Origin of the sequence: Geobacillus sp. YHL, assembly GCF_022341265.1 — a bacterium.
Lineage (GTDB): Bacteria > Bacillota > Bacilli > Bacillales > Anoxybacillaceae > Geobacillus > Geobacillus thermoleovorans.
The window spans coordinates 129,466-156,040 of sequence record NZ_JAEIGB010000004.1; the positions used below are offsets into that span (position 1 = coordinate 129,466).

General features: G+C 54.0%; 24 protein-coding genes. 19 read left to right on the forward strand and 5 right to left on the reverse strand.

The window, feature by feature from the left end; all coding sequences use genetic code 11:
- The first annotated feature begins 96 nt into the window (after positions 1 to 96).
- The 11 genes from JCR24_RS06520 to JCR24_RS06570 are packed head-to-tail and all read left to right on the forward strand — an operon-like array spanning position 97 to position 11,575.
- Entirely contained in the window at positions 97 to 834 is a 738-nt protein-coding gene (locus JCR24_RS06520) for a GumC domain-containing protein (RefSeq protein WP_053915081.1), read from the forward strand.
- Complete coding sequence (locus tag JCR24_RS06525; protein ID WP_238980338.1) at positions 831 to 1,844, forward strand: Gfo/Idh/MocA family protein; 1,014 nt, start codon at positions 831 to 833, stop codon at positions 1,842 to 1,844. Before JCR24_RS06520 ends, JCR24_RS06525 begins: the two co-directional genes overlap by 4 nt.
- Before the next feature lie 15 nt (positions 1,845 to 1,859).
- Entirely contained in the window at positions 1,860 to 3,173 is a 1,314-nt protein-coding gene (locus JCR24_RS06530; RefSeq protein ID WP_020278880.1) for a nucleotide sugar dehydrogenase, read from the forward strand.
- 17 nt (positions 3,174 to 3,190) lie between these two features.
- Positions 3,191 to 3,922: an N-acetyltransferase gene (locus tag JCR24_RS06535; RefSeq protein ID WP_011232634.1), complete on the forward strand. Its 732-nt coding sequence runs from the start codon at positions 3,191 to 3,193 to the stop codon at positions 3,920 to 3,922.
- A gap of 1 nt (position 3,923) precedes the next feature.
- Positions 3,924 to 5,372, forward strand: coding sequence for a lipopolysaccharide biosynthesis protein (locus JCR24_RS06540; protein WP_238980339.1), 1,449 nt, complete (start codon positions 3,924 to 3,926; stop codon positions 5,370 to 5,372).
- Between the two features lie 32 nt (positions 5,373 to 5,404).
- Positions 5,405 to 6,463 carry a non-hydrolyzing UDP-N-acetylglucosamine 2-epimerase gene (wecB, locus tag JCR24_RS06545; protein WP_025950142.1) on the forward strand — a complete coding sequence of 353 codons (1,059 nt, stop codon included), beginning with the start codon at positions 5,405 to 5,407 and terminating at the stop codon, positions 6,461 to 6,463.
- Between the two features lie 12 nt (positions 6,464 to 6,475).
- Positions 6,476 to 7,864 (forward strand): O-antigen polymerase, encoded by a 1,389-nt coding sequence (locus tag JCR24_RS06550; RefSeq protein ID WP_238980340.1) that lies wholly within the window; start codon positions 6,476 to 6,478, stop codon positions 7,862 to 7,864.
- Entirely contained in the window at positions 7,865 to 8,980 is a 1,116-nt protein-coding gene (locus tag JCR24_RS06555) for a glycosyltransferase (protein WP_033026341.1), read from the forward strand.
- Positions 8,977 to 10,059: a glycosyltransferase gene (locus tag JCR24_RS06560; protein ID WP_081130761.1), complete on the forward strand. Its 1,083-nt coding sequence runs from the start codon at positions 8,977 to 8,979 to the stop codon at positions 10,057 to 10,059. The genes JCR24_RS06555 and JCR24_RS06560 overlap by 4 nt, the downstream gene beginning before the upstream one ends.
- The gene (locus tag JCR24_RS06565) at positions 10,056 to 10,322 is read left to right on the forward strand and encodes a hypothetical protein (protein WP_081130762.1); all 267 of its coding nucleotides are present in this window, start codon (positions 10,056 to 10,058) and stop codon (positions 10,320 to 10,322) included. The genes JCR24_RS06560 and JCR24_RS06565 overlap by 4 nt, the downstream gene beginning before the upstream one ends.
- Entirely contained in the window at positions 10,319 to 11,575 is a 1,257-nt protein-coding gene (locus tag JCR24_RS06570) for a glycosyltransferase family 4 protein (RefSeq protein WP_238980341.1), read from the forward strand. Before JCR24_RS06565 ends, JCR24_RS06570 begins: the two co-directional genes overlap by 4 nt.
- 106 nt (positions 11,576 to 11,681) lie before the next feature.
- Here JCR24_RS06570 and JCR24_RS06575 read toward each other — a convergent pair whose 3' ends face one another.
- From JCR24_RS06575 to JCR24_RS06595, 5 genes are all read right to left on the reverse strand, one after another.
- The gene (locus tag JCR24_RS06575; RefSeq protein ID WP_238980342.1) at positions 11,682 to 13,013 is read right to left on the reverse strand and encodes a SpoIID/LytB domain-containing protein; all 1,332 of its coding nucleotides are present in this window, start codon (positions 13,011 to 13,013) and stop codon (positions 11,682 to 11,684) included.
- Positions 13,014 to 13,016: 3 nt separating this feature from the next.
- Positions 13,017 to 13,694: an SH3 domain-containing protein gene (locus JCR24_RS06580; protein WP_013146448.1), complete on the reverse strand. Its 678-nt coding sequence runs from the start codon at positions 13,692 to 13,694 to the stop codon at positions 13,017 to 13,019.
- Between the two features lie 218 nt (positions 13,695 to 13,912).
- The gene (locus tag JCR24_RS06585) at positions 13,913 to 16,360 is read right to left on the reverse strand and encodes an SH3 domain-containing protein (protein WP_068895390.1); all 2,448 of its coding nucleotides are present in this window, start codon (positions 16,358 to 16,360) and stop codon (positions 13,913 to 13,915) included.
- 241 nt (positions 16,361 to 16,601) lie between these two features.
- Entirely contained in the window at positions 16,602 to 17,609 is a 1,008-nt protein-coding gene (locus JCR24_RS06590; RefSeq protein WP_068895392.1) for an LCP family protein, read from the reverse strand.
- A gap of 32 nt (positions 17,610 to 17,641) precedes the next feature.
- Positions 17,642 to 18,283 (reverse strand): YigZ family protein, encoded by a 642-nt coding sequence (locus tag JCR24_RS06595; RefSeq protein WP_014196788.1) that lies wholly within the window; start codon positions 18,281 to 18,283, stop codon positions 17,642 to 17,644.
- A 219-nt stretch (positions 18,284 to 18,502) separates the two neighbouring features.
- Between JCR24_RS06595 and JCR24_RS06600 the strand changes: the two genes are divergently transcribed.
- From JCR24_RS06600 to JCR24_RS06635, 8 genes are all read left to right on the forward strand, one after another.
- Positions 18,503 to 19,684: a sensor histidine kinase gene (locus JCR24_RS06600; RefSeq protein WP_238980343.1), complete on the forward strand. Its 1,182-nt coding sequence runs from the start codon at positions 18,503 to 18,505 to the stop codon at positions 19,682 to 19,684.
- The gene (locus tag JCR24_RS06605; protein WP_011232620.1) at positions 19,681 to 20,355 is read left to right on the forward strand and encodes a response regulator; all 675 of its coding nucleotides are present in this window, start codon (positions 19,681 to 19,683) and stop codon (positions 20,353 to 20,355) included. The genes JCR24_RS06600 and JCR24_RS06605 overlap by 4 nt, the downstream gene beginning before the upstream one ends.
- Before the next feature lie 243 nt (positions 20,356 to 20,598).
- A complete protein-coding gene (locus JCR24_RS06610) occupies positions 20,599 to 21,444 on the forward strand; it encodes a DegV family protein (RefSeq protein ID WP_238980344.1) in 846 nt (281 codons plus the stop codon).
- A 576-nt stretch (positions 21,445 to 22,020) separates the two neighbouring features.
- The gene (locus JCR24_RS06615) at positions 22,021 to 23,412 is read left to right on the forward strand and encodes an ATP-dependent helicase ComFA (protein WP_238980345.1); all 1,392 of its coding nucleotides are present in this window, start codon (positions 22,021 to 22,023) and stop codon (positions 23,410 to 23,412) included.
- The gene (locus tag JCR24_RS06620) at positions 23,409 to 24,101 is read left to right on the forward strand and encodes a ComF family protein (protein WP_238980346.1); all 693 of its coding nucleotides are present in this window, start codon (positions 23,409 to 23,411) and stop codon (positions 24,099 to 24,101) included. Before JCR24_RS06615 ends, JCR24_RS06620 begins: the two co-directional genes overlap by 4 nt.
- A gap of 69 nt (positions 24,102 to 24,170) precedes the next feature.
- Positions 24,171 to 25,877: a hypothetical protein gene (locus tag JCR24_RS06625; RefSeq protein ID WP_238980347.1), complete on the forward strand. Its 1,707-nt coding sequence runs from the start codon at positions 24,171 to 24,173 to the stop codon at positions 25,875 to 25,877.
- Positions 25,874 to 26,137: a hypothetical protein gene (locus JCR24_RS06630; protein WP_023633638.1), complete on the forward strand. Its 264-nt coding sequence runs from the start codon at positions 25,874 to 25,876 to the stop codon at positions 26,135 to 26,137. The genes JCR24_RS06625 and JCR24_RS06630 overlap by 4 nt, the downstream gene beginning before the upstream one ends.
- Positions 26,124 to 26,564 carry a YaaR family protein gene (locus JCR24_RS06635; RefSeq protein ID WP_020756448.1) on the forward strand — a complete coding sequence of 147 codons (441 nt, stop codon included), beginning with the start codon at positions 26,124 to 26,126 and terminating at the stop codon, positions 26,562 to 26,564. Before JCR24_RS06630 ends, JCR24_RS06635 begins: the two co-directional genes overlap by 14 nt.
- Positions 26,565 to 26,575: the final 11 nt, after the last annotated feature.

A 26,575-nucleotide genomic window follows, 5' to 3' on the forward strand; every position in this document is an offset into this window, starting at 1 on the left:
CGTCACTTGCGCACAGCAATGGCGTTTTCTTTGGCGTTGGATCATTTGTTTTGTTCACAACACTTTGTTATTTTATGATAAGGGATGGTGGCCGGATTGACGGCGGAAAAACGACCGTTTGTGCTATACGAATATTTGCGCTTTTTTTGGCAGCGAAAATGGTGGTTTCTTGTCGTTCCGCTTGCGACGATCGTGTTGACCGTCATCGCAGGGCGGCTTTTGCTGCAGGGGGAGAAGTATACGGGGAAAGCTGTCGTGTTTACCGGATCGATTGACGTAAAAGAGTTGACGGATCCGAAAAATATAGAAGCGAAGTTTCCTGAGGTGAAAAACTTGGATGTCGTCGTTCCTGAGGAACAGTACGTGCAAATCACTGTCAAAGGCGACGATGAACAAGACGTGAGTCGAGAATTGAAGCTTGTTGTGTCGGAATACAGCCAGGAGCTCAAGCGCCATTCGCAAGAGCGGATTGATGTCACCACGAAATACTTGCATGCGCTGGAAGAACGGGAGCGCGCATTGCAGCAAAAAGTCGATTATTATAGCGAACAAATACAGTCGGGCCGCTTGAATCCAGAACAGCTCAATGACATCAGCGACTTGTTGGTCGAGTCGGAAAACAACTTGACCGAAGTGATGGAGCGCGTCAATCGCATCCGCGGCAATCTTGTCTTTTACGAAAAACCGGCCGTGTTGTCGGAAACGGTGGCGAAATCGAAAACGTATACGGGGCAGCTGATGGCCGTCGGCCTTGTCCTCGGCCTGTTTTTGACGGTCGTTTGGCTCGTGCTTTGGAAGTATATATTGGACGCGAGGAGGTACTATTCTTCATGATCCGTTTTGCCATTGTCGGCATGGGGCATATCGCCAAAAAACATATCGATGCCATTGAAAAGGCGGACGGCGCCGAGCTGGCGGCCGTGTGCGACACGAATCCGGAACGTTTGCGCGACGTGTCGGACGTTCCTGTTTACACTGATATGGAGACGATGTTGAAGGAGAACGAACAGATCGATGTCGTCAACATTTGTGTTCCGTCTGGATTGCACGCGCGGCTGGCCAAGCTGGCGGCCCGCTATCGCCGTCATATCATTGTGGAAAAGCCGATGGCGCTCCGTGTGAGCGACGCCGAAGAGATGATCAGCGCGGCGAAAGAATACGACGTGAAGCTCGCGGTCGTTCATCCGAACCGCTTCCGTCCGGCTATTCGGAAGCTGAAAGAGGCGATGGAGCGCGGGATATTCGGAAAACTGAGCCATGCGAACGCCACGGTGCGCTGGAATCGAAATCAAGCCTATTATGACCAGGCGGCGTGGCGGGGGACGAAAGAGTTTGACGGCGGCGTCCTGATGAATCAAGCCATTCACAATTTGGATTTGCTGCTTTGGCTGATGGGGCCGGTCAAGGCGGTGCAAGCGATGGCGGCGACCCGTCTGCGCAAGATTGAGACGGAAGATGTCGCGGCGGCGGTCGTCGAGTTTGAAAGCGGGGCGCTTGGCGTCATTGAGGCAGCGACGACGATTTATCCGCAAAACTTGGAGGAATCGATCGCCATTTTCGGCGAAACGGCATCAGTGAAAATCGGCGGCCGGACGGCCAACTTTATCGAAACGTGGGAAGCGGAAGGCGTCAGCGAGGAAGAACGGGCAAAGCTCATCGATGAGATCAACGCCGACCCGTTTGGCAAGCCGGGGCACCAATGGATCATTGAAGATATGGTGCAAGCGATTCGCGAAAACCGCGAGCCGATCGTCACTGGTTGGGACGGATTGGCTCCTGTTCGGCTGATCGAAGCGATTTTGCGTTCGGCGGAAACGGGGACAAGAGTGCAACTATCTGAGTAGAAAGGAATGAGAGGAATGAACTACGCGGAACGGCTGTTGCAAAAGTTTGAGAAACGCGACGCGGTCATCGGCGTGGTCGGGCTTGGCTACGTCGGGCTGCCGCTGGCAGTCGAAAAAGCAAAAGCAGGGTTTCATGTCATTGGCTTTGACATCCAACAAAGCCGCGTCGATCAAGTGAACAATGGGATCAACTACATCGGCGATGTCGTCGATGAAGATTTGCATGAGATGGTCAAACAAGGGCGGCTTGTGGCGACGACCGATTACGCCCGGATCGCGGAAGTCGATGCCGTGGCGATCGCGGTGCCGACCCCGCTCGATGCGCATCACCAGCCGGATACGTCCTACGTTGAAAACTCGGCAAACGAAGTCGCCAAATACGCCCATGAAGGGATGCTTGTCGTTTTGGAATCGACCACCTATCCAGGCACGACGGAAGAAATCGTGAAACCGGCGCTGGAGAAAAAGGGGCTCGTCGTCGGGGAAACGGTGTTCGTTGCCTATTCGCCGGAGCGGGTTGACCCGGGCAACAAGCAGTTTAAGACGAAAAATACGCCGAAAGTCGTCGGCGGCGTGACAAAGACGTGCACGAAAGTGGCAGCGGCGATGTATCGCGCCGTGCTTGAAGGCGATGTCCATGAAGTGTCGAGTCCGGCGGTGGCGGAAATGGAGAAAATTTTTGAAAACACGTTTCGCCATATCAACATTGCGTTAGCGAACGAAATGGCCATTTTGTGCGAACGGATGGGCATTGATGTCTGGGAAGTCATCGATGCAGCGAAAACGAAGCCGTACGGATTTATGGCGTTTTATCCGGGGCCGGGGCTTGGCGGCCATTGCATTCCAATCGACCCGTTTTATTTGACATGGAAGGCGCGCGAATACAACTACCATACGCGCTTGATCGAGCTGGCCGGAGAAATCAACAACGCCATGCCGGAATATGTCGTCAACCGCGCGATGCTCATTTTAAACGAAGAAGGCAAGGCGCTGCGCGGTTCGAAAGTGACGGTGCTCGGCGTCGCCTACAAAAAAGACATTGATGATGTGCGCGAATCGCCAGTGTTGAAAATCGTCGAGCTGCTCGAGCAATACGGAGCGGAATTTGCGGTCGTCGACCCGTATGTTCCGTCGTTCCGGGCGTGCAACCGGGTGATTGAGACGGTCGAGCTGACGCCGGAACTGCTTGCACAGTCAGATCTTGTCTTGATTACGACGGATCATTCCAACATCGACTATGAAATGGTCGCTCGTCACAGCCGGGTCGTGTTTGACACACGCAATGCTATGAAAGATGTGTCGAAACCGGCCAAATACGTCAAATTGTAAGCGAAGGAGACGAAACCATGAACGTTGTCGATCCCTCTGTTGTTTGCGGTGAACGTGTCGAAATGGGTCATTTCACTGTCATCGAGGCGAATGTAAAAATCGGAAACGACGTTAAAATCGGACATCGCGTCACGATTCACGAAGGAACCGTCATCGGCGACGGCGTGACGATCGCCGACGGAGCGGTGCTCGGCAAACCGCCGAAGCCGGCGAAAACGAGCACCGTCAAGCTGTCGGGCGAGCTGCCGCCGCTTGTCATCGGCGACCATTGCACGATCGGCGCCAACGCCGTCATCTATCGAGGCGCGACGATCGGCGCCTACACATTGATCGCTGATTTGGCGAGCGTGCGCGAAAACGTGCACATCGGCCAATATGTGATCGTCGGGCGCGGGGTGTGCGTCGAAAACCACGTCCAAATCGGCGATCGGACGAAAATCCAGTCAAACTCCTACATCACGGCCTACACGACGCTCGAAGACCATGTGTTCATCGCCCCGTGCGTCACGACGACCAATGACAACTACATGGGGCGGACGGAAGAACGGTTCGCCAAAATCAAAGGGGCGACCGTCAAGCGCGGGGCGCGCGTCGGAGGCGGAGCGATTTTGCTGCCGGGCGTGACGGTGGCGGAAGAGACGTTTGTCGCCGCTGGGGCGCTCGTCACAAAAGATACGGAACCGAGGACGGTCGTGAAAGGATTCCCGGCGCGCTTCAGCAAAATGGTCGACGAGCGGGAGTTGTTATAAATTGTTCTCGGCATTCAAGCGTTTAGGAGCGGATTCGCTCCTTTACGCGTTTATGAACGTCGGCACGAAGCTGATTGCCTTTTTGATGCTGCCGATTTATACAAGCTATTTGTCAAAGGCGCAGTACGGGGCGGTCTACTTGATCGACCAATGGACGTCGATGCTGACATTTCTCGTCATTTTCGGTACGGATTCGGCGCTCTCTTTTTACTATTACGACACGGACGACAAAGAGAAGCGCCTTTTGTATGTGCACAACGTCATGTACTTCCGGCTGTTTGTCGTCGCCATCTTATTTTTGGCTGTCGTTTTGGCCGGTCCGTGGATCGCAGGCGCGCTGTTTCAAGAACCTCGCTATGTCGATTTGCTGTACATCAGTATCGCGACGTTGCTGCTCGATACGATTTTCGTCATGGCGACGACGGTGCTGCGGTTTGAATTTCAGACGAAAAAAGTCGTGATTTGGACGCTCGTGAAAATGCTGCTTGTCGCTGTGCTGTCGTATGCGGCGCTCCGGTGGTTCGCGGCGACGCCGGAAGGGCTGCTCATCGGCCGGCTCGTGAGCAGCGCGCTCGTGTTTTTGTTGATGCTGCATTTGACCGTAAAGTATATGGTGTGGCGCGTGCGCTTTGACGTGTTAAAGGAGCTGCTTGCCTACGCCGCCCCGCTCGTGCCGACTTCGCTCGCCTTTTGGGTGATCGCCAACGTCAGCACGTTTTTCATCCAACGGTTTGCGTCGTTGGAGGAAGTCGGGGTGTTTGGGGTTGCCTTGCGTCTCGCGACCGTGATCACGCTCATCACGAGCGGCGTGCAGATGGCGTGGCGTCCGTATTCGATGTCGATGAAAGACCGGCCGGAAAGCCGTGCGCTGTTTGCGAAAGTGTATATGGCGCTTTTGCTCATTGGAGCGTTTGGGTTGCTTTTGATCGCCACGGCGAGCCCGTGGCTTGTGGAAACCTTTTTCAAACCGGAATATCGCGATGCAGCGTCCTATATCCCGTTTTTATCGGCCGTCACGTTTTTGAACTTTTATTATCTGATTGTTTCCACCGGCTTGTTTTTGACAAAGGAAACCGGCTATATTTCACGGGTGTTCACGCTAGCGGCGCTTCTTCATCTTGCGTTGAACGCCGTTTTGGTGCCGCTTTGGCTCAGCTGGGGGGCGGTCGCGGCCAGCCTCATGACGTATATGGTCGCTGTGGCTTTCATTTTTCGCAAAAGCCAGCAAGTGTATCCTGTGCCAGTGTCATGGAAAAAGATGGCTTTGGTTTTGGTCGGCACATTGCTCGCCCTCATCGTCATCGTCTACGTTCAGCAGGCGCCGCTTGCTGACGGCTGGGTGCTCGCTGGTTGGGGCCTGTTTGCCGCCACACTCTTTGCCAGCCGGGTTGATCGTGATTTGCGCCGTCCGGTGCGCACGATCGAGGATGAAAATGCGCAAAATACTTGATAACCGCTCATCTGATCTAGGAGGTGTTTCGGATGAAAATCGCCACCGTGTTAGGCGCCAGACCGCAGTTTATCAAGGCTGCCCCCGTCTCGCGCGTCTTGCGAAAACAATATACCGAAGTGCTGATCCATACCGGGCAGCACTATGACCCGAATATGTCGGCCATTTTTTTTGAGGAGTTGAACATTCCGACGCCTGACTACTATCTTGGGGTGGGTTCAGGCAGCCATGGAAAGCAAACGGGCGAAATGCTGATGAAAATTGAAGAAATTGTCATGCAGGAAAAACCGGATTATGTGCTCGTCTATGGCGATACGAACTCGACGCTCGCGGGCGCTCTTGTCGCAGCGAAGCTCCATATTCCCGTCATCCACGTCGAAGCCGGACTGCGCAGCTTCAACAAGCAGATGCCGGAAGAAATCAACCGCATCATGACCGATCATGTCTCCGAGCTCTTATTTTGTCCAACGGAGACGGCCGTGGAAAATTTACGAAAAGAAAATATTACGCGAAACGTCTGGAATGTCGGCGACGTCATGTATGACGCCATTTTGTACAACAAGGAGCTCGCACAGCGCCAATCGACGATTTTGGCTGATTTGTCGCTGGCGGAACAATCCTACTACTTGATCACCATTCACCGAGCGGAAAATACCGATGACCCCGACAAATTGAAAGCCATTTTGGCTGCTTTTCGGGATATTGACGGAACGAAAGTGTGGCCGATTCATCCCCGGACGCGGCATAAGCTTGAAGAGTACGGCTTGGACGCTTCGGCGATTCCAGGGCTTCGGCTGATCGATCCGGTCGGTTATTTGGACATGCTTCGGTTAGAGAGCGGCGCGAAAAAAATCATCACCGATTCAGGAGGCGTACAAAAGGAAGCGTATTTCCTTCGTGTGCCTTGCGTGACGGTGCGCGAACAAACCGAATGGGTGGAAACGCTCGAAGGCGGGGCGAACATCTTAACCGGCACGGACCGCGAGAAGATCGTCGCGGCGGTCCACAAGGAAGTCGCCCCTGTTTATGCGGACGTCTTTGGCGATGGGCATGCGGCGGAGAAAATCGTGGCGGCGATCGGACAGCGATAAGGGTGCGTCGGCATGTTGGACGTGTTGATTGGGTTGATTGTTCTTGTCGCCTCCACCTTGATGTTTCGCTATGCAGCGGGGACGCTTGCATGGACGGCGCCGAATCTCGTGTCGATTGTGTACTATTACTCGTTCCTTCTGTCAAGCTTCATCGGCGCGCTGCTGATCGCCTTGGGGATGGACGATTACTACATGATTCGCAAGCTGTTTCGGCCTGAGGAATACCGGCAGATTGGATTTGCTGTCGTATGCTTTGTCATGATCGTGTTCCCGCTGTCGATGGTGGTCGTTTCAAGGCTGTGTGGATTTGAAGCGAGGCAGGAGTTTCGCGCCTATTTGCAAAAGCCGCTTTCTCCGTTGGCTGGAGCGACGGGCAGCCAAGTGTTTTATGCGTTTTTGGCGCTGTCGCTGCTCAGTTTTGCCGCCATTGCGTATATGATTTGGAAAACGCCGACGATTCCGGTGTTTGCGCTCTTGACAGGGACGGATGAGAGCTTGGCTGCGTTGCGCATTGAGGCGTCGCGCCATTTTGCCGGAAACGTGCTCGTTCGCAATATTTTTGCCATTACGCTCACGCCGCTTTTGTCGTTTATCGCTTATTTGTTTGCCGAGCTGACGCACGAGTGGCGGTGGAAGCTGCTGTTTATCTGTCTGTTTGTCGGGGCGGTGTTCGTCAATGTGTATGATTTGGCCAAATCGCCGATTTTCTTTTACGTGATGATGTTTTTGCTGATTCGCATCTACATTGGAAAAACAAGGCTGTCGGCGGCGAAATTGGCGTTGTATGGGGGAGTGGGGGCGGCGGTGCTCGTCGGCATGTACATCGTCATTCAAGGGGTGCAAGATGTTGCGACCTTTTTGTCTTACAACAAAGGCCCGATCGGCCGCATGATTTTGGCGCAAATCGCGCCGACGTTTCTTCATTTGAATTTGTTCGGCGAAGCGCTGCCATTTCTTTATGGAAAAAGCTTGCCCTCGATTTTAACAGGGTTGTTTGACGTCGAGAATGTCCGCTCCGCCCGCCTCGTGATGGCGCACGTGTTCCCGGAGCGGATCGAGGATGGAACGGGAGGGGTGCTCAATACGCTCTTTGTCGCTGAGGCGTATGCGAACTTTGGCTACGTTGGAATCGTCATCGGCACGCTGTATGTCGGTGTCGTGACGCAGCTGTTGTACATTGGGTTTCTACGGTTGCCAAAAAATCCTTTGTTTTTAAGTTTGTTCGTTTATTTTTCCATTAACATCCCCCGCACGCTCGTCGGTGGGTTCACCGATTTTTTGTTCAATCCGACCTGGGTGCTGCTCGTGGCGTTGTTTGGCGGAATGGCGTTATGGCTGCGGGTGCAGGGGGATTTACGGGCATGGTTTGCAACGAAAAGGCGAATCACTGATGAGGGATGAATGATGAAAACCGTATTGATTTATTACCCGTTTTCACTCGCCGCGGAACGAAACAGCGGGTCAAAGCTGCGGCCGTATGAAATGCATCAGGCGTTTTTGCGCTGGGGAGCGAAAGAGGGAGTGGACGTTCTTCTGATCGCCGGCACGTCAGCCGAGCGGGAGAAGCAATTTCAAGAGCTCCGCAGCCAAGGCAAGCTCGATGATGTCTGGTTTTGCTATATGGAAAACCAGACGATTCCGCTTTGGCTCACGGACCCAGGACACCGGCCGCAACGTCCGTTCGTCGACCGGGACGTTCTCCGCTACTTGAAAGCCCGCAACGTTCCGATCGGCGTCTTTTACCGCGACGTCTATTGGAAGTTTCCTGATTTGTATCCGCTCCGCGGTTGGAAAAAAGCGGCCATGCAAATGATGTACCGTTGGGAAGAACGGTTTTACGAGCGGTACTGCGATGTCATCTTTTTGCCGAGCCTCGAAATGGGAACATATGTCGCGATCCGCCGCCCGATGGTCGATTTGCCGCCGGGTGGGAAGCAAAAGCCGTTTCAGCGGTTCGGGACGGCGAAACAGCCGCTGAATGCCATTTATGTTGGCGGCATCAACAATGCCGACTATGGGCTTTTGCTCCTGCTTGAGGCGATTCGCTTGGCAAACCGCCGCAAGCCGCTTGTTTCGCTCACCGTCGTCTGCCGAAAAGACGAGTACGAGCGGCAGCCGCTTGCGGTGAAAGAAGAGCTTGCCGCCTTGCAAGTGCGCGTCGAGCACGTCAGCGGCGAAGCGCTCGACCGTTTGTATGCGGAGATGGATTTCGCCTTCATCCCGCGGCGGCGGAGCGAGTACAATGATTTTTCCGTTCCCGTCAAACTGGTCGACTATCTGTCGAGCGGCCTGCCGATTGTCGCCACCGCTTGCTCAGCGCAAAAGCGATTGATTGAAGCGGATGGGTATGGCGTCATTTGCGACGACAACCCGTCGTCGATGGCAGAAGCGATCGCCAAGATGGCGGACATGCTCGAGGAGTGCCGCTTGCGCATTGCGCGGACGTTTATGGCGAAACATTCATGGGAAGCGAGAGTGGAAAAGGTGAAAGAAACGTTGGTGGGGGGCCTCCGATGAAAGTCGCCTTATTGGCTCCAAGCAAATCGATCCATACGCATAAGTGGGCCCGCTTTTACCAAACGCAAGGCATCGATGTGAAAGTCGTGACGTTTAAAGACCATTACGGGCCGGAGCAAGCGAAAGAAGTCGAGACAGTCGTGCTGCCGAAATGGCTGCCGGGGAAGTTGTCGTATTTTTCCACTGTCTTTTCATTAAAGCGGCTGCTCGCTTCGTTTCGACCAGATATTTTGCACGCCCATTATGCCTCCAGCTACGGGTTGATCGGGGCGCTTGCGGGGTATCATCCGTTTTACGTCTCCGTCTGGGGACGCGACGTGTATCAGTTTCCGAATGCCAATCGCTGGAACCGACGGATGCTTGAATATACATTGCAGCGAGCGGATGTCATTTGTTCGACAAGTCATGTGATGGCGAAAGAAACCGGAAAGTATACGGACAAACCGATCGAGGTGACGCCGTTTGGGGTGGATGTCGCCCGCTTCAAACCATTGCCGAAACAGCCGAAACGGACCGTGACGATCGGCACAGTGAAAGCTCTTTCGGACAAGTACGGGATCGCTGATTTGATTCGAGCGTTTGCCGTTGTGCACGAGCGGCATCCACAAACGGAGCTGTTGATCGTCGGCGATGGGCCGCAGCGAAGTGAATACGAGGAGCTGTGCGCCCGCCTCGGCATCCAATCCGTGACGACGTTTGTCGGCAAAGTTCCGAACGAACAAGTGCCACTGTACATCAATCAAATGGATATTTTCGCCGTGCCTTCGACTGAAGACAGCGAAAGTTTTGGCGTTGCCGCCGTCGAGGCGATGGCGTGCGGCGTTCCCGTTGTCGTCTCCAACGTCGGTGGATTGCCGGAAGTCGTCCGTGAGGGAACAACGGGGTTGATTGTGCCGAAAAACAGTCCGGAAAAGCTAGCGGAGGCGTTCGAACGGCTGTTGCTTGATGAGAGGCTGCGGCAACGAATGGGGGAAAACGGCGTCAACCATGTTCATGAACATTACGATTGGACGGAAAATGCGATGCGCATGATCCGATTGTATGAACAAACGTTGAAAGGCGGTGGAGGGAGTCGATGAGGAACAAAGCCGTCATATCAGCCGCCGCGGTTGGTGCTCGTTTGTTGCCGAAAGCGGAGGCTAAGTCGCGAAGCCGGCGGCTTTCCGTTGGCAAGCTCATGATGACCGTCGGTTCGCGGCAACGATTATACATCCAAGGACAGCGGAACGATGCCAGGGGGGCGTTGCCCTTTTTCCACGCCTCGTTTGCGCTCACCTCTTGGCGCTCGAAATGGAACGTTTGTTTGCGATTTTGGGGGAAAGTGGTGTGGAGCGGACGATGAGGATCATTTACCTATGCCAACACTTCCCGCCGGAAACGGGCGCACCGCAAATTCGTGTGTATGAGGTGAGCAAAGAGCTGATCAAACGGGGGCATCAAGTGGAAGTGCTCACGGCATTCCCGCATCATCCGCACGGCGTCATCCCGGAGCCATACCGCGGCCTGTTTTATTTGTTTGAACAATGGGACGGCATTCCCGTTCATCGGACATGGATTTATCCGTCGCCAAAGGGGAGCTTTTGGAAGCGACTCGCTTCGTATTTTTCATTTACGTTCAGCTCGTTTTATTCATTGCTTGTGAAAGCGAAGCCGACGGATGTGATCATTTGCAATTCCCCGCCGTTGTTTTTAGGGATCACCGGGTACGTGGGCGCGAAGTTGAAACGGGCGAAGTTTGTTTTCAACGTCGCTGACATTTGGCCGGAATCGGCCGTTGAGCTCGGCATTTTGAAAAATCGGCTGTTCATCCGAATGGCGAGATGGCTCGAGCTGTTTTTATACCGGAAGGCTTGGAAAATCGCTGCCGCGACAGAAGGCATTCGCGATTATATGATTGAACAAGGAAAGGCGCCCGAGGATGTCTTTTTATTGCCGAACGGCGTCAACACGGATGTGTTTCGCCCGCTGCCGAAAAACAAAGAGTTGCTTGCGGAATTAGGGCTCGAAGGAAAAGTGGTGTTTACGTACGCCGGAACGATGGGATACGCCCAAGGGCTCGATTCGGTATTGCGGGCGGCGGCCATCGTCAAAGCAAAAGATGAACGGGCGCATTTCCTGTTTGTCGGCGACGGCCAAGAGCGAGAAAAGTTGATGGCGTTAAAAGAAGAGCTTGGCCTTGACAACGTGACGTTTTACGGATCCGTTCCGGTTGAGAAGATGCCAGCGATTTTCTCCATCACCGATTACAGCATCGTTTCGTTGCGCAATATCGATTTGTTTAAAGGAGCAAGGCCGTCGAAAATTTTCCCGGCGATCGCCACCGGAACCCCGGTGCTGTATTGCGGCGAAGGGGAGAGCGCAGAGATTTTAGAAACATACCATTGCGGAAAAATCGCTCCTCCAGAAAATCCTGAACAGATCGCTGCCGCGGTTCTCGAGCTGCTTTGCCTTCCGAGAGAGGAATACGAAAAGATGGCGGAAAATGGGCGCAAGTTGGCGGTGGAGCAATACTCATGGATTCGCATTGTCGACGATTTGCTTCACGCCCTTGGCGATGAAACAAAACGTGAATCCGTCAGATGGACAGAAAAATAGAAAAAGAAGAAAGGGCGTTCCGCTCACAAAGAAGGACGCCCTTTTTTGTTCCCGCGTGATGCCGAGGTGGAGAGCAAAATCCCGTATGACATCATGGACTCTGTCGCTAGAACGAGACTTCAGCACCGGGGAAGTAGTGTTCTAAAATTTGCTCCGCCGTCCATCCACGCTCGGCAAATGCTTTTGCTCCGTATTGGCTCATGCCGATCCGGTGCCCCCATCCTTTTCCAGTGACAGTGATCGAGCTGACCCCTGACGGCGAGGCGGAAAGCGGCATGATGCCATCCGTTGTTTGTACTTTGATTCCTTCGACGCCGGCGAGCGAAACCGTTCCGTTCTCTGTTTGGACAGAATAAGATGACAAGGAAGAGGCGGCGATGCTGCCGTTCGTCGTTTGAATCGACACGGATGGACCGCTTTTTTGCACTTGAATGTCGAACCAGTTGGACGGCAAGATGCCGTAAAATTGATTACCGTCTAGCGGGAACAGTTTGCGGATGGTCGTTTCATTGCCTTTCACCGTTTTTTCGCCGGCCGAGGTTTCAATCGTGACGGCCCCCACTTCCCCGTTCGCGCCGGTTTTGGCGATCGAGACGTCGTATAAAACAACCGATGGATCGGTGAGCCCGAACGAACGCAGCAGCACAGACGGGGAGAAGGTGAACGACCAACGGCTGTACGGCGATGATTCATACGGGTCATCGACGCTCGCCAAATATGGGTAGGCGGTTTGCGACGAGTTCCAGACGTCGCTTACGTTGGCGGTTCTGCCGCCGCTTGTCGAGTGGTAATACGTTTCAATGACACTGCCATTATATTTAAGATACAATCCTCTTGTCGCATCCACTGCCTCGTTCGATCGGGGAGATTCTCCATCATATCCTTTATACGTCTGTGTGTTTGGATTGGTCGTCAAACTTGTTTTATGTTTATAGGCATAGTTTCGGGCTGCAATGGCTTGCGCCTTCAGCGCCTCAAGCGGCCAAGAGGCAGGCATCTCGCTCGGCACGACTCCTTTTAAATAATCTTCCATATCTAAAATATTGACAGCATACAAGGCGCTGTTTTGCAGGCGAATGTCGACGCTTCCCCGATACCGCGTTTGGTTCACCTTGACAAGGGACAACGGCGCCGCGCCGATTGTTTCTTGAATAGTAAATCCGGTGCTTGAAAAATCCGTCTTTCCATTGTACGTGACAAACACGGTCGAAGAGGAAGACCGAAATGTCAGATTTGTCCCGCTTGGCAACGGGGTGATCGTCAACGTCTCTTTATTGACGATTTGATAGTTTCCTTCGACGGCGGCTGTCACCGATGCCCCTTTATATAAAAGGACTTGCACGGGATTGTTGTACGTTTTCACCCCAGCGGCGTTCGAGGCGGAAGGAGAGGTGATGAGCCAAAACAGGACGACAGCCAACCACGCTAGTTTTTTCATCGTCTACTTCACCTCACCAAATTCAGCGGCCATCCAACCCCGCCGCCCGTCAGACAGCTGCACGTTGTACCATTTCTCTCCTTTGCTGTTGGTAAACGGCTGGATATAGACCATCTCTGTCCCTTTTGGAACGGTCGCAATAATCGGATAAGAAGTCGTCGCTCCTTTTCGAATATTGACCGCGGCCGTGGCGATGACGTGCTTGGTGCTGTCGCTGCTGACAGCGGATGTCGAGACATCGCCTGAATGGATCCATCCTTTCAGCGATGAAGATAGGACGACGTTGTACCAAAGTCCTTGGGAAGTAAGGTGCGCCCCGACGACTTGCAGTGAAGCCCCTGCCTGTTTATAAGTGATGACGCGGTAGCTCGTTGACGCTCCGCTGCGGACGGCCGCATTGTTTTTCGCTACATAGACGACAGAAGGCAAAGAAGGCGAAGCGGGTTTGCTGGCAAGTTGTTGTTGAAGCTGTTGAATTTGTTGTTGCTGGGCGGCCAGTTGTGCTTTCAGGTTGGCAATGTCGTTTTTCATCGGGTTGAGCTGGGACGTCACCCAGTCGACGCTCGCTAACACGACTTCTTCCGATGCTTTCATCGCCGATGGCGTAAACAAGAGGGCGCCTGCCGTCATTCCGACCGCCAGGCTGGCAGCAACGGCCCATTTGGCTTTTCGTTTCATCATGTTCATCTCCCCCGTTTTTGGATATGGAAAGAAAGGAGAATAATAGCTTTCCTAAAAGGCCGGTGAAACACAACGGATTCGCTTGGTTCATGAGGAATCGCAAGGAATGAAAACGCGATGTTGCCATGTTTCTCCAGCTTGAGAAACACCGTTGCCAAAGCTTTATATCCGTTGCATCATCGGCCTTCTCATGCTATTATTCTCCGAATACGAACAAACTAGAATTGACTGAAATACTCTTCCAATCCTTCGCGAATGCCGACGGCCGCTTTTTGGCGGAACGCTTTCGTTTTGAGCAGCGCCTCTTCATTTGGATTGGAGATGAAGGCGAGCTCAACGAGAATGCTCGGCAGCTCGTTTTTTCGGTTGACGTAAAAGTCTTGCGTTTTATGGCCGCGGTCATATGTTCCGAGCTGTTGGACAAGATGTTTTTGCACGATGGCGGCCAACTGCTCGCTTTTTGGCCCATTGAAGTTGCTCGATACGTTGTAGTACGTTGTCGTTCCGCGAGATGTCCGCGAGTACGAGTCGGCGTGAATGCTGATAAAGGCGTCGTAGTCGGAACTGTTGGCGATCCATGTCCGTTCAGACAGCTCCAAAAAGATGTCGGTGCTTCGCGTCAATTTCACGATCGCTCCGGCCCGCTCCAATTCTTCTTTTAGCAATAAGGCGGTGTCGAGAGTAATATCTTTTTCCCGCGTGCCGCCAGGGCCGATCGCCCCGGTGTCGTGCGCCCCATGCCCTGCGTCAATGATGATTTTTTTGCCCTTGAGTCCGGTCTCGAGAATTTTCAGCGCCAATCGGTCGCTGTAATGGCGAAGGGTGAACGTGTACCCCGGTTCAAAGGTGATGAGCAGGCTGCTGCCGGTCCATTCCACGGTTTGTATGCCTGGAATATCGGTCGACGGGACTTCAGCGTAGGAAAACGAGCCGGTGATTTTCAGACGATTGCCCGGCAACAACGAATAGGAGACGCGGAAATTAGACGTTTTTTTCCACGTCAAATAGGCATTGTCGTTGATGGTCGAAAACGTCGGTTCAACGAGACTATTTAAGGCGACGGTAGAGGTGCTTGATTCCTCCACCCATCCGCGGACGCCATTGGATGTTTCGACATTCAGCCATCCATGATATTCGTAAAGGACAGCAAGCCGCTCATTCGCTGCCAACGCCTTCAACGATTGATAGTTCGAAGATGCACCTCGGCGCAGCGGAGTGCCCGCCTGTTTGACGTATACGTAGGATGGGGCTTTTACTTCAAACACCGGCATCCATCCCGTTTTCCCCGATGCAGAGGTGACTTGCACCCAGTCGAACGGAGATGCTTCTGTCGTCTTCAAAACCGTGACCGTTCGGTTTTTCGCAATCCGCTCGATGACGGCGGCGCTCAACGAAGGTTCGGCAAACAGCGCCGCATTAGCGGTTGTCACCTGCTTTTGCATCCCCTGGCTGGCTGGTGGGGAAAGGTAGGATTTGGTTACGACCGTCTCGTGCACCCAGCCGAGCGTTTTTCCATTGAGGGACACTTTGTACCAAAGCGCTCCCGACGCATCTTTGGCGCTTGACAGGCTGTTCAGTTTGGTTCCTTTTTTCAGTTGGGTGACGACTTTTGCTTTTAAAGATGGAGCTTGCCGCACATTGGCGACCGACACGCTGACCGTCAGCGGCTGGCCTGAGATGCTGGACGTATCCGAGACACCGCTTGGAACCGAAATGGTTGATGACATCGTCAACACTTTTTCCGACACCCATCCCCGGACATGTCCGAGATCAACGCGGTACCAAAGTTCCTGACCATTTGTGACGAACAAATCGATCACTTTGACAGATTGACCGCGTGACACTGTGGCGACGGCGCGGTAATGGACGCTCGCCCCGCGGCGAACCGGGGAGGACTGCACAACGTTCATGAATGTCGGCAAAAGTGTCGGAAGCTGTTTGGGTATGTAGATCTGTTCCGTTTTCACCCATCCTTTGACTCCCGCCCACTCCACACGCACATACTGTTCCCCGAGCGAATTGGTGAACTCGGCAATGATGGAGACGACATCGCCGTTAGACAGTGTTTTGACGACCGGATAGTAAGGGGATGCCCCCTTGCGCATCGCGATGTCGTTGGCGGCGATCACCGCACGCTTTCCGACGAGCATGGAAGGCGGTTGGTTAGAAAAGCTGTCCGCACGCGTCCAGCCGGTGACGCCTCCGTACTCGATGCGGTACCACGTTTCACCATAGGCATTTTGAAACTCGTCTATGACTTTCACTTGTTGGCCAGCGGGAATCGAACCAACGGACCGATATGAATCGGTTGCCCCTCTTCTCAGCAACGAGTCTTGCTTGGCGAACATCACGTTAGGGAAGGCGGAAGAGACATGCGCTTCAGAAAAGTCGTCTGCCCGCGCCCAGCCCGTGATGCCCTTATATTCGATGCGATACCACGTTTCGCCAGCAGCGTTTTGGAACTTGTCGATGACCTTTACTTGTTGGCCAGCGGAAATGGATTCGACGATTTGATAGGAATCCGTCGCTCCTCTCCTCAGCAAAGCGTTATGCTCAGCGACCATGAGTGTCGGTGAGGATGAGGACGGACTTCCATCGGCGGCCAAGGCGGCCGACGGCCACAGCGGGCAAGTCGCCAACAAGACGGAAAGAAGCGTTTTTTTCAAGGATTCGATCCCCCCTTTTTTCTCAAGTTTGCGTTTTCTATACTATCATAGCGAATTTTGCCGTTTTATCCAACCCGAATTCAGTCCTATTATGAGAAAAAATGAAAAGTTTTGTTGAAAAAGAGAGAAAAAAAGCAGAGGACATGAAAAGTTGTGTTCTTTCATCATCATTGCGGCATGATATACGCTGTAAATGGAAAAAGGCGCCCCATTGCTTTTGGGAGCACCTTCTTTGTGATCGTTAATTTTGGTTTTGTGTGGATGGTGAATCGCTGCGCGTGAGGGAGGCGTTGGACGTCTCGAGCGCTTGCCGCAGCGTTTCATTGATTGAGCTGACCGATTGCTCGTCGGGGATGTAGTAGTACACGCCGTTGATCGTTTCGTCGTATCCTTTCAAATGCAAATTTTCTACATCCGCGTTTTTCATTTTTTGATAGACATAGATGAACGACAACAAATCGGCCGGAGGGATGTTCGTCCGCACGTGATCCCCTAAATCGGCGATGATGTCATCCAGCTTCGGCAGCGAGGTGATGGATGTGCTTTTGTCAATAATGGCACGAATGACTTGTTTTTGCCGCTCGTTTCGGCCAAAGTCGCCGCGGGGGTCCGATTTTCTCATGCGCACATAGGCGAGCGCTTCATTGCCGTTCAACTCTTGTTTGCCTTTATGGAACGTATGCCATTTGAGGGAGCCGGTCAGTTGGGCTTTGAATGTGAACGGAACATCCACCGTGACGCCGCCTAAGGAATCGACAATTTTCTGGAACCCGTCAAAATCGGTTGTCACGTAATAGTCAATCGGTACATCGATCAGCTCATTGACGGCTGCAATTGTCGATTGAATGCCGCCATGACTGTAAGAATGGGTGATTTTGTCTTTCCGCCCTTCGCTCGGGATGTAAACGCGCGTGTCGCGCGGAATGCTCAACAAATACACTTTGTTCGTCTTCGGATTGACGGTCAAAAGCATGACGACATCAGACCGCCCCTCCTCGTCGTGGTACTGGTTTTCCACTCCGACTAACAGAACGGTAAATGGGTCTTTGCGCATCTCAATGTTTCTTGCCGGCTTGCCTGATGGATCAAGCGCTTGATAAATTTTGCTTGACGCCTGTTTCGTCTCGGAGTAAATATTGTAGCCAAAGGCGCCGACACCCCCGAGCAAAAGAAGAAACACGAGCAAAAATAATCGGCGGAGCCGCTTTTTTTTCTTTCGCTTTTTCACCGTTTTTCTTGTATGATTCATCGTTTAACCCTTCTTTCCTTTACGGTGTCGTTTTAGGAAGACGGAAGCAACCGTTCGGCATACTCCATCGCTCCCGCCTGAATGTCCGCCCTTCCGTTTGTCAGTTCGGTCATCCACTCGCCGAACGAAGACTGGCCGTCCTCGGGAACGAGAACATCAAACGTGACGCGGTCGGCATATTGGATATTTTTAATAGTATATACGGAAGAGCGCAGCTCATTTTCCACCTTCCCAAGCCACGGGTAGTCGATCGTGACATGCATGACGCGCATGAGCCGACGCTCGACGATGCCGGCGGCGTTCAGCCCCTCGGAGACGGCGCGGCTGTAAGCGCGCACCAACCCGCCCGCGCCGAGCTTGATGCCGCCAAAGTAGCGGGTGACAACGGCGACGGTGTCTTTCACCCCTTTTTTCTTCAGCACCTCAAGCATGGGCACCCCTGCGGTGCCGCTCGGCTCGCCGTCATCGTTCGCTTTTTGGATTTGGTCATGCTCGCCGATCAAATAGGCGGAGCAGTTGTGGGTGGCATCCCAATGCTTCTTCTTGATTTGTTGAATAAAGGCGACGGCCTCTTCCTCGGTTTCAGCGCGATTGATATAGCAGATGAACCGTGATTTTTCGATCACGATCTCGCGTTCGCCGTATCCTTTGACCGTGTAATATGTTTGCAACAAAGCAAAACACCTCAACATACAAAAAACGCGAAAACGGTTTAATTTTGTTCATTTTTTTGCATGAATGGCTAGCGCTCTACTCTAATTATGGTAAACTGAAAATAAAAGAGCAATAGATAGGGCATGCTTTTATTATTATAAATCGACAACTTTTTTCCTTCAAACAAATTTTGCTGGCGCCCATGCGCACCGCTTGGCAGCGCTGTTGGAGGTTGGCAAATGGCTGAGGCAAAACAGTGGGACGTGAAGCAATTAGATCGGATTGTCGAAAAAATGATCGACACCGTTCAACACAGCAAAGACGAAATTTTCCGCATCGGGGAGCAGTCGCGTCAAGAGCACGACCATTTGCTTCGCGAACTCGAGGAGGTGAAGCGGCTGACCGTGCAGGCGATCGAAGAAGCGGATCAGCTGGAAATGAAGGCGCGTCAGGCGCGCCGCCGCCTGTCGGAAGTGAGTCAAAACTTTTCCACCCACTCGGAGCAAGATATTCGCGAGGCGTATGAAGCGGCGCATGAGTTGCATATGAAGCTGACGATGGTGCGCGAGCGGGAGAAACAGCTGCGGTTGCGCCGCGACGAGCTCGAGCGGAGATTGGCGAGCCTTGCGCAAATTATCGAACGCGCCGATTATTTAGTTGGACAAATTACGGTCGTGCTCCACTACTTAAACAGCGATTTCCGCCAGGTCGGCGAGCTTATTGAAGGAGCGAAGCAAAAGCAGGAATTTGGGCTGAAAATCATCGAAGCCCAGGAAGAAGAGCGGCGGCGGCTGTCGCGGGAAATCCATGACGGCCCGGCGCAGCTGCTCGCTCACGTCCTTCTTCGGTCTGATTTGGTCGAAAAGGTGATCAAAGAGCGAGGGACAGAGGCGGCGATCGCCGAGATTCGTGATTTTCGCAAAATGGTGCGTTCGGCTTTGTCCGAAGTGCGCCGCATCATTTACGATTTGCGGCCGATGGCGCTTGATGATTTAGGATTGGTTCCGACGCTAAAAAAATACTTGCAAACGACCGAAGAATATAACAAGGGAGTCCACATTTCCTTTGTACATATCGGCGAAGAAATTCGGCTGCCGTCGCGGATGGAGGCGGCCGTGTTTCGGCTTGTCCAAGAATCGGTGCAAAACGCCTTGAAGCATGCCAAAGCGCGCCATATCGACGTCAAAATGGAAGTGACGTGCCACCATCTGCTTGTCAGTGTCAAAGACGATGGCAAAGGATTTGATCCATCGGTCAAAAAAGAAAATGCGTTCGGCTTGATTGGAATGCGGGAGCGGGTGGAGCTGCTCGGCGGCACGCTCGACATCCGCTCAAAGATTGGCAGCGGAACGACCGTGTTCATTCGCGTTCCGCTCGACCGTTCGACTGACAAAACGAACAAGGAGGAAAGGAAACGATGAAAACACGCATCGCGATTATCGACGATCACCAGCTGTTTCGCGAGGGCATCAAGCGCATTTTGGAATTTGAGGGCGATTTTGAAGTCGTGGCGGAAGGAAGCGACGGAAGCGAAGCGCTTTCGATCGTCGAAACATACCGCCCCGATTTGGTGCTGATGGACATTAACATGCCGGACATCAACGGCGTTGAGGCGACGAAACAGCTGATTGAAGCTTACCCTGATACGAAAGTCGTCGTGCTGTCGATTCATGACGATGAACACTATGTCATGCGCGCCTTGCAGACGGGAGCGACCGGGTATTTGTTAAAGGAGATGGATGCCGATACGCTCATTGAGGCGGTGAGAATCGTTGCCGAAGGCGGTTCGTACTTGCATCCGAAAGTGACGCACAACTTGATTCGCGAATACCGCCGCTTGACGACAGAAAAAGGCGGCGCAGTGGTTAAGCAGGAGGTGCGCCGTCCGCTTCATTTGCTGACGCGGCGCGAGTGCGAAGTGCTGCAGCTGTTGGCCGACGGCAAAAGCAACCGCGCCATCGGCGAAGCGCTGTACATTAGCGAAAAAACGGTGAAAAACCACGTCAGTAGCATCTTGCAAAAATTAAACGTCAATGACCGGACGCAAGCCGTTGTGGTCGCGATCAAAAACGGCTGGGTCGAGGTGCGCTGAACGGAATGGGGGCTCTCGCCAGTCTTTGCAGCGGTGCATTGACGATCGAAGTGGCTTCCTGTGGCATCGATGCGCCGTTTGGCGGCGAAGGAGCGGCTTGGGCAAAGCGTTGCATGAGGATCAACGATGTTCCGCTTCACGGCTTGCCCGCGTTCTTTGCCTCCTCATGCATTGAGCGGTGGTGGACAGCCAGTCTTTTTGGTATAATGGCAGAAAAGGCTGAATCAGGAAGGAATGGCGCCCGTGAAAATTGCGATTGTCACCGATAGCACGGCTTATTTGCCAAAAGACGTGCGCGAGCGGCTCGGCATCCGGATGATTCCGCTCAGCGTCATTTTTGGGGACGAAACATATCGCGAAGAGATCGATATGACGGCCGATGAATTTTTCGCCAAAATCAAGCAGCACCCGAAGCTGCCGACGACATCGCAGCCCTCAGTCGGCGAATTTGTCGACTTGTTCACTGCCATTCGTGAGGAAGGGTACGACGCTGTCATCAGCATCCACCTCTCAAGCGGCATCAGCGGCACGTACCAAGGGGCGGTCACGGCAGGGACGATGGTGGATGGCCTGCGCGTTTACGCCTACGATTCGGAAATCAGCTGCATGGCGCAAGGGTTTTACGCCATCGAAGCCGCCGAGATGGCGCAAGCGGGGAAAGCGCCGGACGAGATTCTCGCCCGCCTCGATGAGATGAAGCGAACGCTGCGCGCCTACTTTATGGTCGACGACTTGGCCCATCTGCAGCGGGGCGGACGGCTGACCGGGGCGCAGGCGTTCATCGGCGGCCTCTTGCAAATCAAGCCGCTTCTTCGCTTTGAAAACAAAGTGATCGTGCCGTTTGAAAAAATTCGCACGCGCAAAAAAGCGATCCACCGCATCGAAGAGCTGTTCGCCGAAGATGCGGAAAAGGGTGTGCCGCTCAAAGCCGCCATCATCCACGCCAACCAGCCGGATGAAGCGGGCCGCTGGCGCGATGAGCTGTCCGCCCGCTATCCGCACGTCGAATTTTCGATCAGCTATTTTGGTCCCGTCATCGCCACGCATGTCGGCGAAGGCGCGCTCGGGTTGACGTGGTATCAGCCTTAAGCCGGGGCTGCAAAGCGCCGTCTCGAGGCGCTGCAGCCAAGCGCAAGGCGGAACGGTGCGCTCCGCCTTGCGCGGCGGCGAATTTGTTGTACAGTAGGTTTCTCTCTGCTTTATGAAACGGACCGAAGATGCGGGGCTGGCCAAACTTGTCGAACCGTTTTCCTTTCCTGAAAAATTTGTCGCTATTTCCCTGGGAATGTTGTCGAAACACGTTATTGATCGGCTCCATGACTCTCCTGTGAATCTTCGCTGGCGTCATGTTTCGCCGCATCCATTTCTTTCGAAGGCCGATATGTCGTGAAAAAGACGGTCAAACCACATCCTTATTCCATTTGGAAAGGCCTTTTCATCTCCACTTTCTTTTCTAGCGGAATGTTGCTGTTTTGCGCATGACGCCCATTTTTCACCATCTTTCTAACTTTTTACGAAAAAGAACGCCGTCGATCGCTCTTCCTGTACCTTTATGCGCTTCAAGCCTCTCAACTTGGGGAGAGAGGGTTTTTGCCGCGTCATCTGCTCTTCTTGCCTCTCAGCTGGGGAACGTGCTTTTCATACGTTCAAAAGGAGTGATGCTTCTTGTGCATCCAACAACCATCTTGTGTTCCACACCTCGTTTCATGGTTGAACGGCCAGCGCCTCCCACGCGAACAACTGCCGTTTTCTGATGAAGAAATCAAAGCCGCGGTGCAAGCCGGTTGGGTTCACGAACATCCCGGGCTCATCAAAACAGCGCGCGGCTGGCGCTGCGGCCGTTGCGGAAATGATGATCGCCATCTGTTCGCCTCGTTTCCATGCGCCCGCTGTGGATCGGATTGCGCGTATTGCCGTAAGTGTCTCGTGATGGGGCGCATCAGCTCCTGCACTCACCTTGTGCACGTGACGATGCCGCTTCCGTCCGAGCCGCACGAGGCGCCGCTTGTTTGGGATGGGACGCTGTCCGCCGCTCAGGAGGATGCCGCTATGGCTGTCAAACAGGCCGTGCTCGATCGAAGCGAACTGCTCGTTTGGGCTGTATGCGGTGCAGGGAAAACCGAGATTTTGTTTCCCGCCATCGCCGCCGCGCTCGAGAAGGGCTGGCGCGTTGGCCTAGCCACGCCGCGTGTCGACGTCGTCCGCGAGCTTGCTCCCCGCTTTCGTCAAGCGTTTCCGCGCGTTCCGCTTGCCGTATGGTACGGCGGAAGCGAAGAGCGCGGGCGGATCGCTTCCTTGGTCCTCTCCACCACCCACCAGTTGCTGCGAGCCTACCGCGCATTTGACGTTATGATCGTCGATGAAGTCGACGCCTTCCCGTATTCGGTTGAGCCGATGCTCGAATACGCCGTCAGTCAAGCGCGGAAAGAACAGTCGAGCCTCATTTATTTAACCGCCACCCCATCGCGTGCTTGGCAGCTTGACATCACAAGAGGCAAACGGAAAGCTGTGGTCATCCCCGCCCGCTACCACGGCCGTCCGCTCCCCGTCCCCGTGTTCGAATGGTGCGGCAATTGGCGCAAACGGTTAGAGCGCGGTCGCTTGCCCGAAAACGTTCTTGCGTGGGTTCTCCATCGTTTGGCGCAGGGAAAACAAGCGTTTTTGTTCGTTCCCCATATCGATGAGCTTGAAGCGGTCACCCGCCTCTTGCAGCGCGTCGATCCCCGCATCGTCGGCGTTCATGCCGAAGCCCCAGACAGAGCTGAGCACGTTCAAGCGTTTCGCGATGGGCGCGTGCCGCTGCTCGTCACAACAACGATCCTTGAGCGCGGCGTGACCGTGCCGAACATCGATGTCGCCGTCCTTGGCGCCGAAGACCGCATTTTCACGGAAAGCGCCCTCGTGCAAATCGCCGGCCGCGTCGGCCGCCACGCCGCGTTTCCGGATGGCGATGTCCGCTTTTTCCATCACGGGAAAACGAACGAGATGGTGCGGGCGCGCCGCCACATTGTCCGCATGAATGAGACAGCAAAGAAAAGGGGGTTGCTGCATCGATGAACTGCCTCCTTTGCCATTCTCCGTACAACCCGATCGCGAGCTGGCGCCAGCTTCTTTTCCTCGAAGACCTTGACGTCCTTTGCCCACGCTGCCGCGGGTCGTTCAAACTCATTGACGGCCGCCTTTGCGAGATGTGCGGCCGTCCGCTTGAGGAAGCCAAGCCATCGCTGTGCGCCGACTGTCTAAGGTGGCAGGAAGATGAACAATGGGGGAGGGTGCTCGTGAAAAACCGATCTGTCTATCTATACAACGACTGGATGAAAGACGTCGTCGCCTTATGGAAATTCCGCGGCGACTATGTCATCGTCGAGGCGTTCCGCCGACCGTTTTCCCAAGCGTTTCGCCGCCATTTCGGCCGCGGCTGGCACGTCGTCCCGATCCCGTTAAGCCGCGAGCGCCTCGATGAGCGCGGCTTCAACCAAGCGGAAGCGCTCGCCCGCTTGCTTCCGTTTCCGTGTTTCCCTTGGCTTTCTCGCAAGCATTCCGAAAAACAATCGAAAAAATCGCGCCGTGAGCGGCTCGAGACCGACAACCCGTTTTTTCTCTCAGGACATCCGCCGATAAATGGGAAGCGAATCGTTCTTATCGATGACATTTACACGACGGGCATCACCATCCGCCACGCGGCCCGCGTGCTGCTTGAGGCGGGGGCGGCGGAGGTGTGGGCGTTGACGCTCATTCGCGCGTAACAGTGTAAACATTGGAAGCCTACGTGCCGATATAAACAGTAGGAGAACAAAGAGCGAGGAAGAATAATGATGCGTATTCGTCACGATCAACTATCCAATGAGGTCGCCGCACCGGCTGTTTCATTGCAGCCGGGGAGCGTGCAGATGGCGGTAATGAAAGAAAGGTTCAACGATCAAGAGGCCGTGGTCGCCATCGGCCAACAGGATGTACGCGTCCACTTTGTGGATGGCGTCCCAAGCGACCGTTCGTTTATGGTGCGGCTTGTGAAGCAAGAAGGTGGAACTTGGATGGCGCAAGCGGTGCCACTATCGTCTATAGGGCGGTTTCTGCCATCTTCGTTGGACGATGGAATCGATTCATGGCTGTCGGCCCGTGGCATTCGCCTGACCGAAAAGGAAAAAGAAGCCGTTCGTCGTTTTTGGGAGACGGAAGGCGGCTCGATAAAGAAAAAACAGGAAACCGTCGCTGCTTTGGCGGCGAAACAGCTCGAGGTGACCGAGACGCATTTGCGCCTAGCGCATGAAGCGCTCCATGGCCCGCCGCTCGGAGACCTGTTGGCGCCGTTGTTGACGAAAACGGAACCGGAAGAAACCCATGAAGCAAAAGCGGCGCCTGTTCGTGAACAAACGGAGCGATTGGAAGGTTCGCGCGCGTATGCGGTTGCATCGGAGCTGGTTCTTCCGACGGCAGAGGCCCGGACGTTTGCCGTGACGGTAGTGACGGAAAAAATGGTGCAACTCGTGCACGATTTTCGTGTTTGGCAGCGTGATATGGTCCGTCAGCTCGAACAATTTGCGCATGCCGCTGCCCAACAGTCGACAGAGCGAGCCGCGCCGCTTGTTGAGTCGCTCATTCATTCACTCGACCGCATGCTGTTGCACGGGGAATGGTTGTTGTTTACTGACATGAAAACGGAAACGAAGTTGCTTGAGGCGGGGGCGAAATTGGCAGAAGCGAAACGCGGCCTTGCTGAAGGAAAGACGGACGAAGCGGCCAAGACGGTGCGTGAAGTGAAAGCCTTGTTGGAGTCGCTCCGCTTTCAGCCATCTGAACAAAAAGTACAGCGGTTTTTCATGGAATCGGAAGCGTGGCAGGGCACGAAGCCGCACGAGCAGCTGTCGCGCCTTCTGAAACATGTGGACCAAGCGCCCAACGATGGCGCATTATCGGCGAGAGGAGTCTTTGAATCGCTGCGCCGCCTCGGCTTTTTCCATGAACAAGAGACCGCCCGTGCGCTCTTGAGCGGAGAGCGATTACAGCCGGTCGAGAATTTGAAGGCGATGCTGCTGTCATGGGTTGAGGAAGGAACGGCTCCTGCGCAGGCGGAACGGCTGCTCATGAATCTTACCGGCCAACAGTTGCTCAACAAATTTACTGTTGACAGCCACACCCAAACTATGTTGTACCAGTGGCCACTCTCGCTTCATGGTGAGATGGCGACCGTACATGTGCACGTCAACGCTCGCAGCGGTGACGGACAGCTTGACTGGCAAAACTGCCGCCTCTACTTTTTGTTGGACACGAATCAAGGCAAAGTCGGCATTTCCTTGCAGGCGATCGAACGGCAGCTGTCCGTAACGGTGGAAACAGAATACGAGCGGTTGGCGGCGGTGTTGCAGTCATATGCGGCGACAGTCAAAGACCATTTGGAACAGATCGGTTATCGAGTGCAACGCCTCACTTTCCAACCGATGAACACCCAAGACCAAGAGCGGGCGGCGACAGACAGAGTGAAGACGGAAAACGAAACGAGCCAGTGGGAGTGGACGATATGAACAGACACCGTTACGCCCCTGCTTTCAAATCATATGAGCAACATCTTGGCCGACAGCCGCGACAGCTCGCTGATGAGGTGGCCGACAAGGCGGGGCGGGCGGGCATTCCGCTGCCCCATGACCGGGAGTTGCTGAGACAGCTGGTCGATCCGGTGCCGCGCGTCCCGCCGCAGCTTTACGCGGTGATCGGGGAAGTTTTAAAATGGATTCAGAAGCTTGATGAACAAGGCGGTAGGAGCGAAGAAGATGGAGATCAATAAAATTGCCAACACCCCATCGGTTCCAATCGGCAAAAAAGCGGCGGCTTCTTTTTCGCCATCCGTGTCATTTGCCGAGCTGACCGCCAAGGAGCAGGAAAAGCTGCGAAACGAGCGGCTGAGGCAGCTGGCGGATGAAATCGAACAGCAAGGAAAAAAACTGGCCAAGTTGCGGACGGTTGACGATTTGCGGCGGTATAAACAGCTCGTCAGACAATTGCTCGATGAAGCGGTGAACCATGGCTTGAAACTGACGGAGCAGTATGGGTTCCATTGGAGCGGCCGTTCCCGCGTCTATCATATCGTCAAAACGATCGACCAAAAGCTGCTGGACGTCACAAACGCGGTGCTCGAGCAAGAACGGCCGAGGATTGATTTGCTGCAGACGTTGGGGGAAATTCAAGGGTTGATCGTCAATTTGTATACGTAATGGGCACATTG

What these genes read in the sequence shown, in the direction of transcription:
- JCR24_RS06525 (WP_238980338.1), top strand. Translation starts at nt 831, where the DNA reads ATGATCCGTTTTGCCATTGTCGGCATGGGGCATATCGCCAAAAAACAT.
- JCR24_RS06530 (WP_020278880.1), top strand. Translation starts at nt 1,860, where the DNA reads ATGAACTACGCGGAACGGCTGTTGCAAAAGTTTGAGAAACGCGACGCG.
- JCR24_RS06535 (WP_011232634.1), top strand. Translation starts at nt 3,191, where the DNA reads ATGAACGTTGTCGATCCCTCTGTTGTTTGCGGTGAACGTGTCGAAATG.
- wecB (WP_025950142.1), top strand. Translation starts at nt 5,405, where the DNA reads ATGAAAATCGCCACCGTGTTAGGCGCCAGACCGCAGTTTATCAAGGCT.
- JCR24_RS06550 (WP_238980340.1), top strand. Translation starts at nt 6,476, where the DNA reads ATGTTGGACGTGTTGATTGGGTTGATTGTTCTTGTCGCCTCCACCTTG.
- JCR24_RS06555 (WP_033026341.1), top strand. Translation starts at nt 7,865, where the DNA reads ATGATGAAAACCGTATTGATTTATTACCCGTTTTCACTCGCCGCGGAA.
- JCR24_RS06560 (WP_081130761.1), top strand. Translation starts at nt 8,977, where the DNA reads ATGAAAGTCGCCTTATTGGCTCCAAGCAAATCGATCCATACGCATAAG.
- JCR24_RS06565 (WP_081130762.1), top strand. Translation starts at nt 10,056, where the DNA reads ATGAGGAACAAAGCCGTCATATCAGCCGCCGCGGTTGGTGCTCGTTTG.
- JCR24_RS06570 (WP_238980341.1), top strand. Translation starts at nt 10,319, where the DNA reads ATGAGGATCATTTACCTATGCCAACACTTCCCGCCGGAAACGGGCGCA.
- JCR24_RS06575 (WP_238980342.1), bottom strand. Translation starts at nt 13,013, where the DNA reads ATGAAAAAACTAGCGTGGTTGGCTGTCGTCCTGTTTTGGCTCATCACC.
- JCR24_RS06580 (WP_013146448.1), bottom strand. Translation starts at nt 13,694, where the DNA reads ATGATGAAACGAAAAGCCAAATGGGCCGTTGCTGCCAGCCTGGCGGTC.
- JCR24_RS06590 (WP_068895392.1), bottom strand. Translation starts at nt 17,609, where the DNA reads ATGAATCATACAAGAAAAACGGTGAAAAAGCGAAAGAAAAAAAAGCGG.
- JCR24_RS06600 (WP_238980343.1), top strand. Translation starts at nt 18,503, where the DNA reads ATGGCTGAGGCAAAACAGTGGGACGTGAAGCAATTAGATCGGATTGTC.
- JCR24_RS06605 (WP_011232620.1), top strand. Translation starts at nt 19,681, where the DNA reads ATGAAAACACGCATCGCGATTATCGACGATCACCAGCTGTTTCGCGAG.
- JCR24_RS06620 (WP_238980346.1), top strand. Translation starts at nt 23,409, where the DNA reads ATGAACTGCCTCCTTTGCCATTCTCCGTACAACCCGATCGCGAGCTGG.
- JCR24_RS06625 (WP_238980347.1), top strand. Translation starts at nt 24,171, where the DNA reads ATGCGTATTCGTCACGATCAACTATCCAATGAGGTCGCCGCACCGGCT.
- JCR24_RS06630 (WP_023633638.1), top strand. Translation starts at nt 25,874, where the DNA reads ATGAACAGACACCGTTACGCCCCTGCTTTCAAATCATATGAGCAACAT.
- JCR24_RS06635 (WP_020756448.1), top strand. Translation starts at nt 26,124, where the DNA reads ATGGAGATCAATAAAATTGCCAACACCCCATCGGTTCCAATCGGCAAA.